We start from the raw sequence: 13,854 nt of genomic DNA on the forward strand, positions 1-13,854 counted from the left end.
ATGTTGAGTTAGATATAAATTTATGGCCATATATAATATATAGAAAAATATTATATATTGATTAGATTTATTTGTTACGCTAATATATAAGGTGGGATATAGTGAGTAAAGAAAAACATAAAAAGACTAACGCATTGCGTATCTTAGATACCCATAAGGTACCTTATAGCATTAGTGAGTATGAATGGTCTGAGGATCATGCCGCAGGACTTCATGTAGTAGAGGCACTAGGCCTCGAGGAAAAGGAAGTTTTTAAAACGCTAGTGGGTAAAGGTGATAAAACAGGTTACGTTGTATTCTGTATTCCAGTGGCCGCTGAACTAGATATGAAACAAGCTGCCCGAGTTAGTCATAATAAGTCTGTAGAGCTTGTTCCGGTTAAGGATTTGTTGGGAATTACAGGTTATTTGCGTGGTGGCTGTTCCCCTGTGGGCATGAAAAAAGCATTTCCTACGTACTTTGATGCTACTATGGAGTCTCTAGAGTTTGTATATGTTAGTGCAGGCCTACGTGGTATGCAAATGAAGGTAAATCCAAAAGATTTAGCATCTGTTGTAAATGCTGAATTTATTGAACTTACAATGGATCATTAAGAGGTGTGTATGGCTAAAAAGTTTTATGCAGTTCGCAATGGTCGTGTGCCAGGTGTCTATATGACTTGGGCTGACTGTGAGAAGCAGGTAAAGGGCTTTGGTAGTGCTATCTACAAGTCTTTCCCTACGGAAGCAGAAGCTCTTGCTTTTGTGGAGGACTCAGGCTTATCCTTAAGTGATTTTATGAGTGCTAATAAGAGCGAACCTAAATCTTCTCGAGACGTGAAGTCTAAATCAATAAGCTCTAGATCAGTAAGTTCTAGTTCTAGGACTCAAAGTAAAGTGACAGCAAGTGTTGTGAAACCAGATTTTACTAAGCCAAACCATGTGGTTGCTTATATTGACGGTAGTTATAATAAAGGGACAAACACCGTTGGAGCAGGTGGTGTTATCTTCTTGAATGGGAATAGGGAGACCTTTTCATTTCCATCTACTGATGAACGATATACATCATTTTGGAATGTAGCTGGCGAGTTATTAGCTGCTATGTATGTTATGAAATATGCTGTTGATCGCGGCGTTCCTGAATGTTCACTTTATTATGACTATATGGGCATTGAAATGTGGGCTACGAAGGGGTGGAAACGGAATAATGCGCTTACTCAACAGTACGCAGCATTTTATGACTCCATAAAAGACCGTGTGCGCGTATACTTTCACAAGGTAGCTGCTCATACGGGCGATACATATAATGAAATGGCCGATGCACTAGCTAAACAAGGTGCAGGTATTTAGAAATATAAGAAGGGAGGGTACTATGAATATATGTGTTACAGGTGGGGCCGGATTTATTGGCTCTCATCTTGTGGATCGATTAATTGAATTAGGGCACAATGTGCTTGTTATAGATAATTTGTCTACTGGTATGCGTTCTTTTGTACATGAAGCAGCTCAATTTATTGAGATGGATGTACGAGATCCTAAACTAGTATCTATTTTTGAAGAGTTTAAGCCCTCTATCGTATTTCACGAGGCAGCGCAAACTATGGTTCAATCCTCTATGGAGAACCCTAGTTATGACTGTGATGTGAATCTATTGGGTCTTATTAATGTTTTAGATGCATGTCGTCAGGTGAAAGTTGAACAATTCTTAATGCCTTCGTCCGCCGCTGTTTATGGGGATTTAGCAGTATTGCCGTTAACTGAGGAATTAAGTGGGATGCCGTCTTCCTTTTACGGACTAACAAAGCTTACTGCAGAAGGTTATTTACGTATTTATCGTGAAGCCTTTGGATTAAATACAGTGTGCTTTAGATATGCCAATGTATATGGACCACGTCAAGGTGATGGTGGTGAAGGTGGCGTTATCAGTGTCTTCAACCGTTTAATCGTTGAAGGCCAGCCTTTAACCGTATACGGTGATGGCGAGCAAACTAGAGACTTCATTTATGTAGATGATGTGGTAGATGCTAATATTAAGGCTATGGGGAATAGTCAATGTACAGGTATTTATAATGTATCTACCAATAAGGGAACATCTGTTAATGAGTTGATTACGCGATTCCGTGCTATTAGTGGTGCAGACTTTATGGTGCACTATGAGTCTGAGCGAGTAGGGGATATTAAGCATTCTCGTTTAAGTAATGCCAAGGCAGAACGCGATTTTGGCTTTGTTGCCACAACTACACTAGAGGACGGCTTACAAAAAACATTAGAATATTTTAAAGCTCATCATAAGTAAGGGATACAAGGTTTGGGGATATGAGTGATACACAATTTTGGGTAACTGTAGGTGTCTGGAATCTCATCGTATTTAGTATGTATGGATATGATAAATTATGTGCCATCAAGGGATATGGACGGATTTCAGAGTTTACTTTATTATTTTTAGCATTTTCCTTTGGTGGTGTAGGTGCTTTGTTAGGCATGGTTCTGTGGCGCCATAAGACGTTAAAGGTTAAATTTAAGCTGGCTATTCCTATTGCGTTGCTGTGGTCTGTCTATGCAGTAGGCTTCGGTTATGGTTTGTGGGTAAACTGATTGCATAAACTAATATTTTATTCATTCTTTTATGATATAATGGGTAAAATATTGTACATAAAATGTCAGTGAAGGAGATATTTGATGTTGCGATTACAATCGGGGTTCGAGTTAGATTACGCTAACATATATAATGAAAGTTGCATACAAGAGCGAGATGTAAATAATTTTGAACGAGCTATACAGAATGTGTGGCGTCATACAAATATTTTACGTTCTACCGGCTTTGAAGAAGGCCATGTTTCTAAAGATGGTTTACCTGAACCTGTATTGTTTTATCAGCTTCCATACATTTCGGAAGACGGTATTAATACACCAGATATGTTGAAACGTCTTTACGAATTGCGTGACTATGCTCGTCATAATATTGATACAGTTGTGTCTGTAGGCATTGGCGGCTCTTACTTAGGGAGCAAGGTTATTTTTGATGTTCAATGTGGTGCATTTTGGAATAATCTAAGTACAGAAGAACGCGATGGATATCCACGGATGTACTTTGCTGGGTTTAATGTAGATGGCGACTATTTAGCAGGTCTTATCCGTACCTTAGAGTATCAAGCTCAGAAAAAAGGTCCTGACTATAAGGCGATGCTCGTTATTACATCCAAGTCTGGTTCTACAATCGAACCAATGGCTAACTTCATGATTTTGGAGAAGGCTTTACAAGATCGCAACATTAACTATGAAGTAGTAGCTGTAACAGATGTATCTGATGATGAACATCCTACAATTTTAAGGGCTATGGCTCTAGAAAATAATTGGAAGACATATAGTATTCCATATGGCGTTGGTGGCCGTTTCTCTGTATTTACAGAAGTAGGCTTTGTGACGGCTGCACTTGTGGGCTTTGATATTGAAGGCTTCTTAGCTGGTGCAGCGTCTATGGACGTAGCATGTCAAGAAGAGGATATTTTCAAAAATCCTGCTTTATTAAGTGCTTTATTAAAATATATTGCATCTGAACGGTATGGTCGTATTATTGAGGTGTTTATGCCATATAGTGACGCGCTTCACTCTTTATCCGACTGGTATGTGCAGCTTTTATCTGAATCGCTTGGTAAGATGAGTAATACATGTTTGCCATATGGTCGTACTCCAGTAGCTGCAGTAGGCACTATGGATATGCACGCTCAAGTGCAGGAACATCAAGAGGGGCGCCTTAATAAAGTCGTTCAATTTATTAAGGTTAAAGACTGGAAACATAATCTCATCGTGCCAGATACATATAGTGAATATGAACGTTTACACTCTCTATCTGATGTAGGGATTTGTGATATTTTAAATATTGCCTTAGATGCCAATAGAGAGGCCTTATCTAGTGACAATCGCTTTAACATGACTATAACTGTTCCAACGCTTAATGCATTCCATTTAGGGGAAATTATGTTTATGCATTGTTGGGCGGTTTATTTCGAGTCTATTTTTGCTGGTGTTGATGCCTTTGACCAACCTGGTGTTGAAGTCTATAAACGTCTCATCGGGCCTAAATTAGCTCGTGCAAAGGATACACATAATTCATAAGGGGGAACTATGAATATTTTAGTAACAGGTGGGGCTGGCTATATTGGGAGTCATACTGTACGTGCCTTACAACAAGCAGGTTATACACCAATCATTGTAGATAATTTATCTCGCGGACATGTAGAATCTATTCCTGAAGGGGTTACATTCTACAATATGGATATTGCAGATCCTAAGTTAGTCGATATTATGAAAGACCATAATGTCACTGGTGTTATGCATTTTGCAGCCCACTCTCAAGTTGGAGAATCCATGGTAAATCCAGCTATTTATTATGAAAATAATGTGGTTGGTTCTTATCACCTTATTGAATCTGCTCGTGCTGCAGATGTGAAGCATTTCGTATTCTCTAGTACGGCTGCAGTATATGGTGAGCCTGAGGTGGTACCAATTCGAGAGGATGCTCAATTGCAACCAACGAATGTATATGGTCGCACTAAATTGATGATTGAAGAAATGCTATCTGATTACAGTTCTATTTATGGTTCTACATACGTAGCATTGCGCTACTTCAATGCGGCAGGTGCCGATCCATCTGGTACGATTGGGGAAGACCATCATCCAGAGACTCATTTGATTCCCCTTGTGCTCGATGCAGCTCGTGGTAAAAGAGAACATATAACTGTATTTGGTACTGACTATGATACAGCTGATGGTACATGTGTGCGCGACTATATTCATGTTAATGATTTAGCAGCTGCTCATGTATTAGCTATGGACTATTTACGTAAAGGAGGGGAATCCCAAGTATTTAATCTTGGTAGTGGTAATGGCTTCTCCGTAAAAGAAATCATCGAAACTGCAAAAGAGGTTACAGGCATCGATATTCCTGTTCAATATGGTGAACGTCGTGCTGGTGATCCAGGTACTTTAATTGCTTCTTCTGAAAAAATCAAAAATTTACTAGGTTGGGATCCTAAATTCAGCAATGTAGCTGATGTTATCAAAGATGCTTGGAAATGGCATACATCTCATCCAGATGGCTTTAACAGTAAATAAAATAAGAGCAAATCTTTTTGATTTGTCAATATAATGAATGACTCTATTAGTCACCTAGGTGACTGGTAGAGTCATTTTTTTGTAGGGATTTAGAAGGGGCTCCTAGAAATAGTTCGAAGGAGGTGAATTATGAACTTACAAGACTATATAGAACAGATCAAAGGCTGGATTGGTAGACAATGTTTTCTTGTACGACACTATCGAATTGCGATTTTTATATTCTTTATACTGGCTTTAGCAATGATAGTAGTTGGCATTTTTTACCCTCACGAAGAGGAACATATCAATATTAATTCAGCTCAATCAGAGGGGACTATTGATAATCAAAGGAAGGTAGATGACTCTATTGTTAAAGGACGCTTACTATATGAGGTGAGTAGTGTAGAACGGCATCATCCTTGGCGAGAGGTCTTTAAAGATATTTCTAGTACCGATTTATTAAGCCAAAGTGATGAGATGAAAGATATGGATAATGATTTAGATACTATTAGCGATGATGAAACATCACTTAGTGATAGCAAGAAAATAAGTAATAAAAGAACTTCACGGCAACATAGAAGTACTAAGAATCAAACTATAAAGACTGATAGAAAGAATAAAGATTGGAATAGCAATATGCCCCATGATGATACCAATAACTATAGTAATAAAAGTGTTCACTCAAGAACAGGTATTAATTCTAACGCGTTGGCTCTAGAACAACAGATTGAACTTGTAGGAATTATTGAAGGAAATCAAAAGATTGCTATTTTACGCAGAGGCTCAGAGGAGCAGATGGTTACAATTGGAAGTAGTTGGCAAGGGATATCAGTTTCTACTATTACTGAAAATAGTGTAGAAATTGTCGAAGGAGGTTCATCACGATGGCTAAAAATCGAGTGATCATAAAAATAGTTACACTAATAGCTATACTGACATATTTATTATTAGGAGGACCATTAGTTGTATTAGGAAATACTACAGAAGAAAATGTAACAAATAATATAAGAAATAATATAACTAATAGTGTAACCAATAGCGTTGAGAGTAATAAAGATAAAGAACCAATTACAATATCTGTACGGAACGGATCATTAAGAGAGACTATATTAGGCATTTGTCGAAGTTATGGTATATCAGTTATCGGTGTAGAGTCATTAAAAGGAAATATTACGGCAACCGTAAAAGGGGAGTCTCCAGAAGAGGTTATTAAAGAGCTAGGAAGGATATATCATTTTTCTGTATCAAAGCAACATAATACATTACTTATTGAATCTGAAGAAGCAACACTGGAGAACAGAGAACTCTATGTACTGTCCCCAGAACACTTACCAGCAGAATCTTTGAAAGCTGTAATGGGCACCGTAGTAAAGAATGATAAAATGGCCGTACTTTCAGAACAAAATGAGATTATTATGCATTTAACGAGCGGAGAAAAAAGGCGGATAGAAACCTTAGTCCGTGCTATCGATAAGGAGCCTAAACAAGTACAATTAGAAGCTACGATTATTGCTATGGAGCGATCCTATGCAAAAGAACAAGGTTTTCGTTGGTCTTGGCTCAGTTTGACTGGTCATGGTGAAGATAAGACTAATTCGTATGGGGCTGTTACCTTTGGTAAAACATCAAGTGGAGAAGCTTATAAGTTTTTTGTGAAACCAGAACTAAGTCTTATGGAAAGTTCTGGAAAAGCTGTTCTAATAGCTAAACCATCTATTATGGCCCTCAATGGTCAGACTGCACACATATTAATAGGTGAACGTATCCCTGTTATAGAAGAGTCAGAGGTGAATGGAGAGCGCAAGCGATCTACTCGTTATGAAGAGGTGGGGATTAAGTTAAACTATACTCCTATTATTACTGCAGATGGCGGTGTAGACGCAAAAATACATGCCGAGGTAAGTACACCGATTATGGTTTCGGAAATGAAAGCTTACAAAATTAGTACAAGGCAAGCTCATACTAGAGTACGTTTACAACAAGGGGAAGTCCTTGTTATAGGTGGGCTCATGGATAATCGAGATCAGCACCAAATACAAAAGGTTCCTATATTAGGAGACATCCCTTTGTTAGGTAAATTATTTCGCCATAGCAGAAAAATAAAAGATTCTATAGAGATGTTGGTGTTAGTACGGGCAACTGTGGTATAATAAAGGGTAAATGATTAGGAGGTTGTGAATGGAACGCATTCGAATGATAGGCCTTGGAAAATCATTTGGGGTGCGCCAAGTATTTTCCAATGTGTCCTTTGAAATAAAAGAGGGGGATAGACTCGCTTTAGTTGGGCCTAATGGGGCCGGTAAATCTACCTTGTTGAAATGTATATTAGGTTATGAGGAGCTTGATGAAGGTAATGTAGTTAAGTCTCCTGTGGCAAGCATTGGCTACTTACAACAAGATGTAAATCTTGGTGATGATAGCTTGGCTACTGAAATCGAAAAGGCTTGGGCTGATGTACATGCATTGGAAGAACAACTTAAAGAACTTACGAGCCGATTAGAAACTGAAGAGGCTAGTGAAGCTGATTTACAACGCTTAGATTATTTACAAAATCGTCTAGAATGGCTTGGTGGGTATGACTATGAGCAAAAGACAAAGCGCATTGTTTATGGTTTAGGTTTTACTGATGAAGACCTAGACAAACCAGCTAATGCTTTTTCTGGTGGTCAAAAGACGCGTATTAACTTAGCAAAGGCCTTGGTTCGTCGTCCAGATTTTCTGTTTTTAGACGAACCGACAAACCATTTAGATATGGATATGCTCGAGTGGCTTGAAGGATACTTATCCGCCTATCCTGGTGGCATTCTCATCGTCAGCCATGACCGCTATTTCTTAGACCGTATCGTCACTGGCGTTGTGGAGCTAGATAATCATAAGACTACAACGTATCGTGGCAACTATAGTCGTTATATTCAACAACGTGATGAACGGTTGAAGGCTGATATGGTGGCTTATGAGAAGCAACAAGAGTACATCAAGAAAACAGAGGCTTATATAGATAAATACCGTGCAGGTATCAAGTCTAAAATGGCGCGTGGTCGACAGTCACAACTTAATCGATTAGAGCGTCTTGAGGCACCTGTTACTTCGCATCATTTACAATTTTCCTTCCCTCCAGCAGCTATGAGTGCTGATAAGGTTCTAGTCTTAGATCACTTATCTGTTGGGTATGGTGAAAGTCGCATCATTGATGATATATCTCTCGTTGTTCGTCGCGGTGAGTCTGTGGCTCTTATCGGTCCTAATGGAGCAGGTAAATCGACTCTAGTAAAAACTATTGTAGGCGAACTATTCCCTGAATCTGGTCATGTAGATATTGGCAATCGCGTACAAGTGGGTTACTTCTCACAAGAGCACGAAGAGTTACATGATTCTTGGCAGGTAGTAGACGAGATTATGAATCACTTTAATTACAGTGAAGATAAGGCTCGTAATGTACTTGGTGCATTTCTCTTTAAAGGGGATGATGTGTTTAAACTGGTTGGTGATTTATCCGGTGGTGAAAGAGCGCGTTTGGCATTACTGAAATTATTCCTTCAAGGTGATAATTTCCTTATTTTAGACGAACCGACAAACCATTTAGATATTCCTACGCGAGAAATTGTGGAAGAAGCACTGCAACAATTTGAAGGAACCTGTTTCATTATTTCTCACGATAGATATTTCTTGGATCAAGTTTCTACAAAAACAGTAGTTCTAGATGATGGAAAAATCACTGAGTATCTCGGTAATTACTCATACTACAAGGAAAAGCTAAAGGAGCAAGCAGATTTATTGGCGATAGCTAATGAGCAAAACTTAGAAGCTGATAAGGTTCAGAGCAAATGTGATTCAGCTGACGAGCCAGCACTTTCAGCATTAGAATCTACAGAGGAAAATCAGAAGAAACCGAATGCCTATATGGTGGAAAAACAATTAGCAGAGGTAGAATCTGAAATCGCTCGCCTTGAGGCAACAATGAAGATGTACGAGGTGCAATTAGCGAATCCTGTAGTGCAACAAGATTTAGATGAAATGTCCAAAATCTCTATGCAAATTGAGGAAACTCAAAGTGAGTTAGATTCATTGTATGAGAAGTGGGAAAGATTATCTGAATAGCTTATTTAATGTATATATTATTGGGGAATTAAAATCATTATCTTTTAATTGACAAAGTATTTTAGATTCTCATAATATAGGAATAGATTTAAAGTTTTATGTTTTTAAGGAAGGGTGTAACATGAATAAATCCATGTTGAAAAAAGCAGCCATTTTTGGTCTTGCTGGTGTAATGGCAGTTGCTGCTGGTTGTGGTAGCAATAAAGATGCAGGAAATGCAAATAGCAATGAAGCTAAAATTGCATTATTGACAACAACAACTGGTGGTGCCGCAGCATATGGTGAATCCATTAAAGCTGGTGCAGAATTGGCTGTAAGCGAAATCAACGCTGATGCAAACGCTGTAAAAATTAATTTGTTAGTAGAAGATACTAAAGGTGATAAAAACGAAGCTATCAATGCGATGAACAAAGTAATTGCAAAAGATAAAGTTGTAGCAGTTATCGGTCCTATGCTATCTGGTGAAATGATGGCAGCTGGTCCTGTAGCAAATAAAAGCAAAGTAGTAGCGCTTGGTACATCTACAACTGCTGAAGGTATTACAGATATTGGGGATTATATCTTCCGTAATGCTGTACCAGAATCCTTGGCTGTAGACACAGCTATTAAAGAAGCTCATAAAACATTGGGCTTTAAAACAGCAGCTATTATGTATTCTAACAACAATGACCAAATGGTATCTGTAAACAATACAGCTCGTAAAGCATTGGAATCTGTAGGCGTACAAATCGTTGATACTGAAACATTTGCAGATAAAGATACTGACTTCTCTGCTCAATTGACTAAGATTCAACAAGCTAAACCAGATGTAATTATCGTTGCATCCCTTTACCAAGAAGGTGCCCTTATCATGAAAAAAATGCGTGAAATGGGTATGAATCAACCTGTAGTTGGCTCCAACGGCTTCAACAGCCCACAATTCATTAAAATTGCTGGCGATGCGGCTAACGGCGTTATCGTTGGTACACCTTGGTTCCCTAATAAAGAAGACCAAAAGGTTAAAGACTTCCGTAAAGCTTATGTAGCTAAATATGGTAAAGAACCTGACCAATTCGCAGCACAAGCATACGATGCCGTATATCTTTATGAAGCAGCGTTGAAAAAAGCAGGTTCCACAACTGATCGTGAAAAATTCCGTGAAGCATTGAAAAACATTGCTGACTTTGTTGGTGTAACTGGTCAATTCAAGTTCAACGAAAAACGCGATCCTTCCATGGAAGTTCAAGTATTACAAATTAAAAACGGTCAATTTGACGCATTAACAAAATAAGTTGAGGTAGTATAGTGTTTTTACAACAATTAGTTAACGGGTTAACCCTCGGTAGCTTATATGCTGTACTCGCTATTGGCTTAACACTTGTGTTCGGTGTTTTGAATATTATCAACATGGCTCACGGAGGCATCTTCATGATAGGTGCCTTCGTTGGTCTTTTTATGGTAACAATTTTTAACGTTAACATTTTTGTAGCCCTTATCGTAGCTATGGCAGTAGGTGCTATCCTTGGTTATCTTCTAGAATTTGTGGCCCTTCGTCCACTACGCAAGAAAAAGGTGTCTCACTTGGCACCACTTATTAGTACCATTGGTGTTTCCATCTTTATTGAAAGCTTGGCATTATTGCTTTGGGGTCCTCAAACAAGATCTTTCCCACCAGATTATATTGGTGGTCTTATCGACTTTGGAGCTTTTAAAATTTCCATGGTACAAATCATTGGCTTAGGTGTTTCTATCGTTTTAATGCTCATTTTAAATATAGTTATTAAGAAAACTAAAATTGGTAAGGCTATTCGCGCCGTATCAATGAGTACTGAAACGGCTGCACTTCTAGGTATTAACCCTACGATGATTATTTCTGTTACAGTAATGATTGCCTCTGCACTAGGTGCAGCTGCAGGTGTATTAGTAGGCTTATCCTTCAATGCTATTGAACCTACTATGGGCGTTATCATCGGATTTAAAGGTCTTGCCGTACTTATCTTAGGTGGTCTTGGTAATATTACAGGTGCCATGGTTGGTGGTTTTATTCTTGGTGTAGCAGAGGTATTCTCTGTTGCCTATGGTGCTTCTACATTCCGTGATGCCGTAGCATTTGGTCTCATTATCCTATTATTGTTCTGGCGCCCACAAGGCTTGTTTGGTTCTAAAGATAAAGGGGGGAGACCGTGATGGATTTATTAAACCCGTATTATCTACAGATCGTGATGTTCTTCATCATCAATGCCATCATGGGTATTTCTATTTACTTTACACTTGCCAGTGGTCAGCTCTCTCTTGGGGCAGCAGGCTTTATGAGTGTAGGTGCTTATGTAGGCGCTATGCTTTCTTTGAAAGCTGAATTGCCTATCGTTGTTGGCATTTTAGTAGGTGGCTTAGTTGCAAGTCTTGTAGCAGTTATCATTGGCTTGCCAACAACAAGACTTAAAGGCTTGTACCTAGCTATTTCAACCCTTGGTTTTGGTGAAGTAGTACGCGTTATTTTCTTGAATTTAGATGTTACAAATGGTGCCTTAGGTTTATCTGGCATCCCTTCTATTCCTCAAGAATTGACAAACTATGCCTATGAATTTGATATGGATGGCCTAATGGGCCTTGATGCTGTGACATGGGGGAATTTGATAGCTATCATTATTTTGTTGGCTATTTTAGTTTTGATTATTGCTTTCTGTGTACGCATTAATAATAGTCGTGTTGGTCGAGCTTTTGCGGCAATCAAAGCTGATGATCATGCGGCAGAACTAATGGGGATTAACGTTGTATACTACAAAATGATGGCCTTTATTATTGGTGCATTTATTGCTGGTATCGGTGGTGGTTTGTATGCTCACATTACAAACTTTATTAATCCTACAGATTTCAGCTACCATAAAGTAGTACAAATCTTGTTATTCCCTGTATTTGGTGGCTCTAATGTAGTGTGGGGTTCCGTACTTGGCTCCTTTATTCTTACATTATTGCCAGAAGTATTGCGTTTCTTGTCCGATTATCGAGATATCATTTATGGTGCTTTACTTGTTATCTTGATGGCTGTTCGTCCAGATGGTATTTTAACAGAATCTATGGTGGACAAAATTAGCCGTAAGTTAGGCTTTAAAAAAGCTCCTTATATTCCAGAATCACAAGTATTAACAGAACGCTTTGAAGCATACAAACGCAAACAACAAGAAGAAAAACAAGGATAGGAGGGAACTGAATGCTATTAGAATTAAATGAAGTAAGTAAAAGCTTTGGTGGCGTTGCAGCTCTCACTGGTGTATCCTTTGGTGTTAAACAAGGTGAAGTATTTGGTGTTATCGGTCCAAATGGTGCCGGCAAGACTACACTTTTTAACTTGATTACTGGTGTATTTCCAGCAAGCTCTGGTGAAATCGTTTTTGACGGCATGTCTGTAGTAGGTATTAAGCCGCATAGAACTGTTGAAATGGGGATTGCTCGTACGTTCCAAAATATTCGTCTTTTTGGTAATATGACAGCTCTTGAAACTGTATTAACTGGTATGCATTGTCGTACTGGGTCTGGTTTCTTGTCTAGCTTCTTGAAAACAAAACGTCAACGCATCGAAGAAGAGCGTTGTCGTGGCATTGCTTACGAGTTCTTAAAGCTTGTAGGTCTAGAAGAAGATGCTGAAGAAGTTGCTACATCACTGCCATATGGTAAGCAACGTCGCCTTGAAATTGCTCGTGCTTTAGCAACACATCCACAATTGATCTTGCTCGATGAACCTGCGGCGGGTATGAATGATAGTGAAACTGAAGTTCTTCGCCAACTAATCGGTAAGATTCGTGACTTAGGTATTACTGTTGTAGTTATTGAACATGCCATGGAATTAATGATGAATATCTGTGATCGTATGGTAGTTCTTAATTTTGGTAAGAAAATTGCTGAAGGTACACCTCAAGAAATTCAAAATAACGAGGCTGTAATTGAAGCATACTTAGGTAAAGAGGAGGTGTAATATGTTAAAACTAGAAAATATTGTGGCTGGTTATGGACATATTACAGCCTTAAAAGACGTGAGTTTAGAAGTGCCACAAGGTTCTGTTGTATCTCTTATTGGTGCCAATGGTGCTGGTAAAACTACAACCATGAAAACAATTATGGGCCTTGTAAAACCAACTTCTGGTCGAGTGATCTTTGAAGGTCAGGATATTACTGGTCGTCAAACCCATCAGATTGTACATGGTGGTATTTCCTTAGTGCCTGAAGGGCGTCAAATTTTACAAGATATGAGCGTTTATGAAAACTTAGAAATGGGCGCTTATATTCGTAAAGATAAGGAAATCGAAGAGGATATCAAAAAGGTATTTAAACGATTCCCAATTCTTGACGAGCGTAGCTACCAATTAGGTGGTACGTTATCTGGTGGCCAACAACAAATGCTTGCCATTGGTCGTGCACTTATGGCTCGTCCAAAATTGTTATTATTAGACGAACCATCTATGGGCCTTGCTCCATTGGTAGTTAATGAAATTTTTGAAACTATCAAAGAAATCAGTGCTGAAGGTACAACAGTTCTCTTAGTAGAACAAAATGTGCGTCAAGCATTAAAAATTGCTGATTACGCTTATGTATTAGAAACAGGTAAAATGGTCTTGTCTGGTCCAGCTGATGAAGTGCGCCATAACCCACGTGTTATGGAAGCTTACTTAGGTGGTCGGGTTGAGTAAATTATAGTAAATAATGACCA

At 38.7% G+C, this 13,854-nt stretch carries 14 protein-coding genes; all 14 read left to right on the forward strand.

Going from position 1 to position 13,854, the window contains the following annotated elements:
* The first annotated feature begins 101 nt into the window (after nucleotides 1–101).
* Nucleotides 102–593 carry a Cys-tRNA(Pro) deacylase gene (gene ybaK / locus VRHSUH09_RS03250; RefSeq protein ID WP_105081363.1) on the forward strand — a complete coding sequence of 164 codons (492 nt, stop codon included), beginning with the start codon at nucleotides 102–104 and terminating at the stop codon, nucleotides 591–593.
* Nucleotides 594–602: 9 nt separating this feature from the next.
* Complete coding sequence (locus VRHSUH09_RS03255) at nucleotides 603–1,328, forward strand: ribonuclease H1 domain-containing protein (protein WP_105081364.1); 726 nt, start codon at nucleotides 603–605, stop codon at nucleotides 1,326–1,328.
* 22 nt (nucleotides 1,329–1,350) lie between these two features.
* Nucleotides 1,351–2,274 (forward strand): NAD-dependent epimerase/dehydratase family protein, encoded by a 924-nt coding sequence (locus VRHSUH09_RS03260; protein WP_105081365.1) that lies wholly within the window; start codon nucleotides 1,351–1,353, stop codon nucleotides 2,272–2,274.
* Nucleotides 2,275–2,294: 20 nt separating this feature from the next.
* Nucleotides 2,295–2,573, forward strand: coding sequence for a DUF1294 domain-containing protein (locus VRHSUH09_RS03265; protein ID WP_009372056.1), 279 nt, complete (start codon nucleotides 2,295–2,297; stop codon nucleotides 2,571–2,573).
* 84 nt (nucleotides 2,574–2,657) lie between these two features.
* On the forward strand, nucleotides 2,658–4,094 hold the full coding sequence (locus tag VRHSUH09_RS03270; protein ID WP_105081366.1) for a phosphoglucose isomerase-related protein: 1,437 nt from the start codon (nucleotides 2,658–2,660) through the stop codon (nucleotides 4,092–4,094).
* 9 nt (nucleotides 4,095–4,103) lie between these two features.
* A complete protein-coding gene (galE, locus tag VRHSUH09_RS03275) occupies nucleotides 4,104–5,093 on the forward strand; it encodes a UDP-glucose 4-epimerase GalE (protein ID WP_105081367.1) in 990 nt (329 codons plus the stop codon).
* 129 nt (nucleotides 5,094–5,222) lie between these two features.
* Nucleotides 5,223–5,975: a hypothetical protein gene (locus VRHSUH09_RS03280; RefSeq protein WP_105081368.1), complete on the forward strand. Its 753-nt coding sequence runs from the start codon at nucleotides 5,223–5,225 to the stop codon at nucleotides 5,973–5,975.
* Complete coding sequence (locus VRHSUH09_RS03285) at nucleotides 5,957–7,222, forward strand: type II secretion system protein GspD (protein WP_105081369.1); 1,266 nt, start codon at nucleotides 5,957–5,959, stop codon at nucleotides 7,220–7,222. Before VRHSUH09_RS03280 ends, VRHSUH09_RS03285 begins: the two co-directional genes overlap by 19 nt.
* A 28-nt stretch (nucleotides 7,223–7,250) precedes the next feature.
* Nucleotides 7,251–9,170, forward strand: coding sequence for an ABC-F family ATP-binding cassette domain-containing protein (locus VRHSUH09_RS03290; protein ID WP_105081370.1), 1,920 nt, complete (start codon nucleotides 7,251–7,253; stop codon nucleotides 9,168–9,170).
* A 121-nt stretch (nucleotides 9,171–9,291) separates the two neighbouring features.
* The gene (locus VRHSUH09_RS03295) at nucleotides 9,292–10,440 is read left to right on the forward strand and encodes an ABC transporter substrate-binding protein (RefSeq protein WP_105081371.1); all 1,149 of its coding nucleotides are present in this window, start codon (nucleotides 9,292–9,294) and stop codon (nucleotides 10,438–10,440) included.
* 14 nt (nucleotides 10,441–10,454) lie between these two features.
* Nucleotides 10,455–11,336 (forward strand): branched-chain amino acid ABC transporter permease, encoded by an 882-nt coding sequence (locus tag VRHSUH09_RS03300; RefSeq protein WP_009350906.1) that lies wholly within the window; start codon nucleotides 10,455–10,457, stop codon nucleotides 11,334–11,336.
* A complete protein-coding gene (locus tag VRHSUH09_RS03305; RefSeq protein ID WP_105081372.1) occupies nucleotides 11,336–12,349 on the forward strand; it encodes a branched-chain amino acid ABC transporter permease in 1,014 nt (337 codons plus the stop codon). Before VRHSUH09_RS03300 ends, VRHSUH09_RS03305 begins: the two co-directional genes overlap by 1 nt.
* A gap of 11 nt (nucleotides 12,350–12,360) precedes the next feature.
* On the forward strand, nucleotides 12,361–13,122 hold the full coding sequence (locus tag VRHSUH09_RS03310) for an ABC transporter ATP-binding protein (RefSeq protein WP_054747712.1): 762 nt from the start codon (nucleotides 12,361–12,363) through the stop codon (nucleotides 13,120–13,122).
* Between the two features lies 1 nt (nucleotide 13,123).
* The gene (locus tag VRHSUH09_RS03315; protein WP_009372121.1) at nucleotides 13,124–13,834 is read left to right on the forward strand and encodes an ABC transporter ATP-binding protein; all 711 of its coding nucleotides are present in this window, start codon (nucleotides 13,124–13,126) and stop codon (nucleotides 13,832–13,834) included.
* The last annotated feature ends 20 nt before the right edge of the window (nucleotides 13,835–13,854 follow it).

It is taken from the genome of Veillonella rogosae JCM 15642, from assembly GCF_002959775.1.
Taxonomy (GTDB): Bacteria; Bacillota; Negativicutes; order Veillonellales; family Veillonellaceae; genus Veillonella; species Veillonella rogosae.

Coding starts and splice junctions, on each gene's coding strand:
- VRHSUH09_RS03315 (WP_009372121.1), top strand. CDS start 13,124: ATGTTAAAACTAGAAAATATTGTGGCTGGTTATGGACATATTACAGCC.
- VRHSUH09_RS03310 (WP_054747712.1), top strand. CDS start 12,361: ATGCTATTAGAATTAAATGAAGTAAGTAAAAGCTTTGGTGGCGTTGCA.
- VRHSUH09_RS03285 (WP_105081369.1), top strand. CDS start 5,957: ATGGCTAAAAATCGAGTGATCATAAAAATAGTTACACTAATAGCTATA.
- VRHSUH09_RS03270 (WP_105081366.1), top strand. CDS start 2,658: ATGTTGCGATTACAATCGGGGTTCGAGTTAGATTACGCTAACATATAT.
- VRHSUH09_RS03290 (WP_105081370.1), top strand. CDS start 7,251: ATGGAACGCATTCGAATGATAGGCCTTGGAAAATCATTTGGGGTGCGC.
- VRHSUH09_RS03295 (WP_105081371.1), top strand. CDS start 9,292: ATGAATAAATCCATGTTGAAAAAAGCAGCCATTTTTGGTCTTGCTGGT.
- VRHSUH09_RS03305 (WP_105081372.1), top strand. CDS start 11,336: ATGGATTTATTAAACCCGTATTATCTACAGATCGTGATGTTCTTCATC.
- VRHSUH09_RS03265 (WP_009372056.1), top strand. CDS start 2,295: ATGAGTGATACACAATTTTGGGTAACTGTAGGTGTCTGGAATCTCATC.
- VRHSUH09_RS03280 (WP_105081368.1), top strand. CDS start 5,223: ATGAACTTACAAGACTATATAGAACAGATCAAAGGCTGGATTGGTAGA.
- galE (WP_105081367.1), top strand. CDS start 4,104: ATGAATATTTTAGTAACAGGTGGGGCTGGCTATATTGGGAGTCATACT.
- VRHSUH09_RS03255 (WP_105081364.1), top strand. CDS start 603: ATGGCTAAAAAGTTTTATGCAGTTCGCAATGGTCGTGTGCCAGGTGTC.
- VRHSUH09_RS03260 (WP_105081365.1), top strand. CDS start 1,351: ATGAATATATGTGTTACAGGTGGGGCCGGATTTATTGGCTCTCATCTT.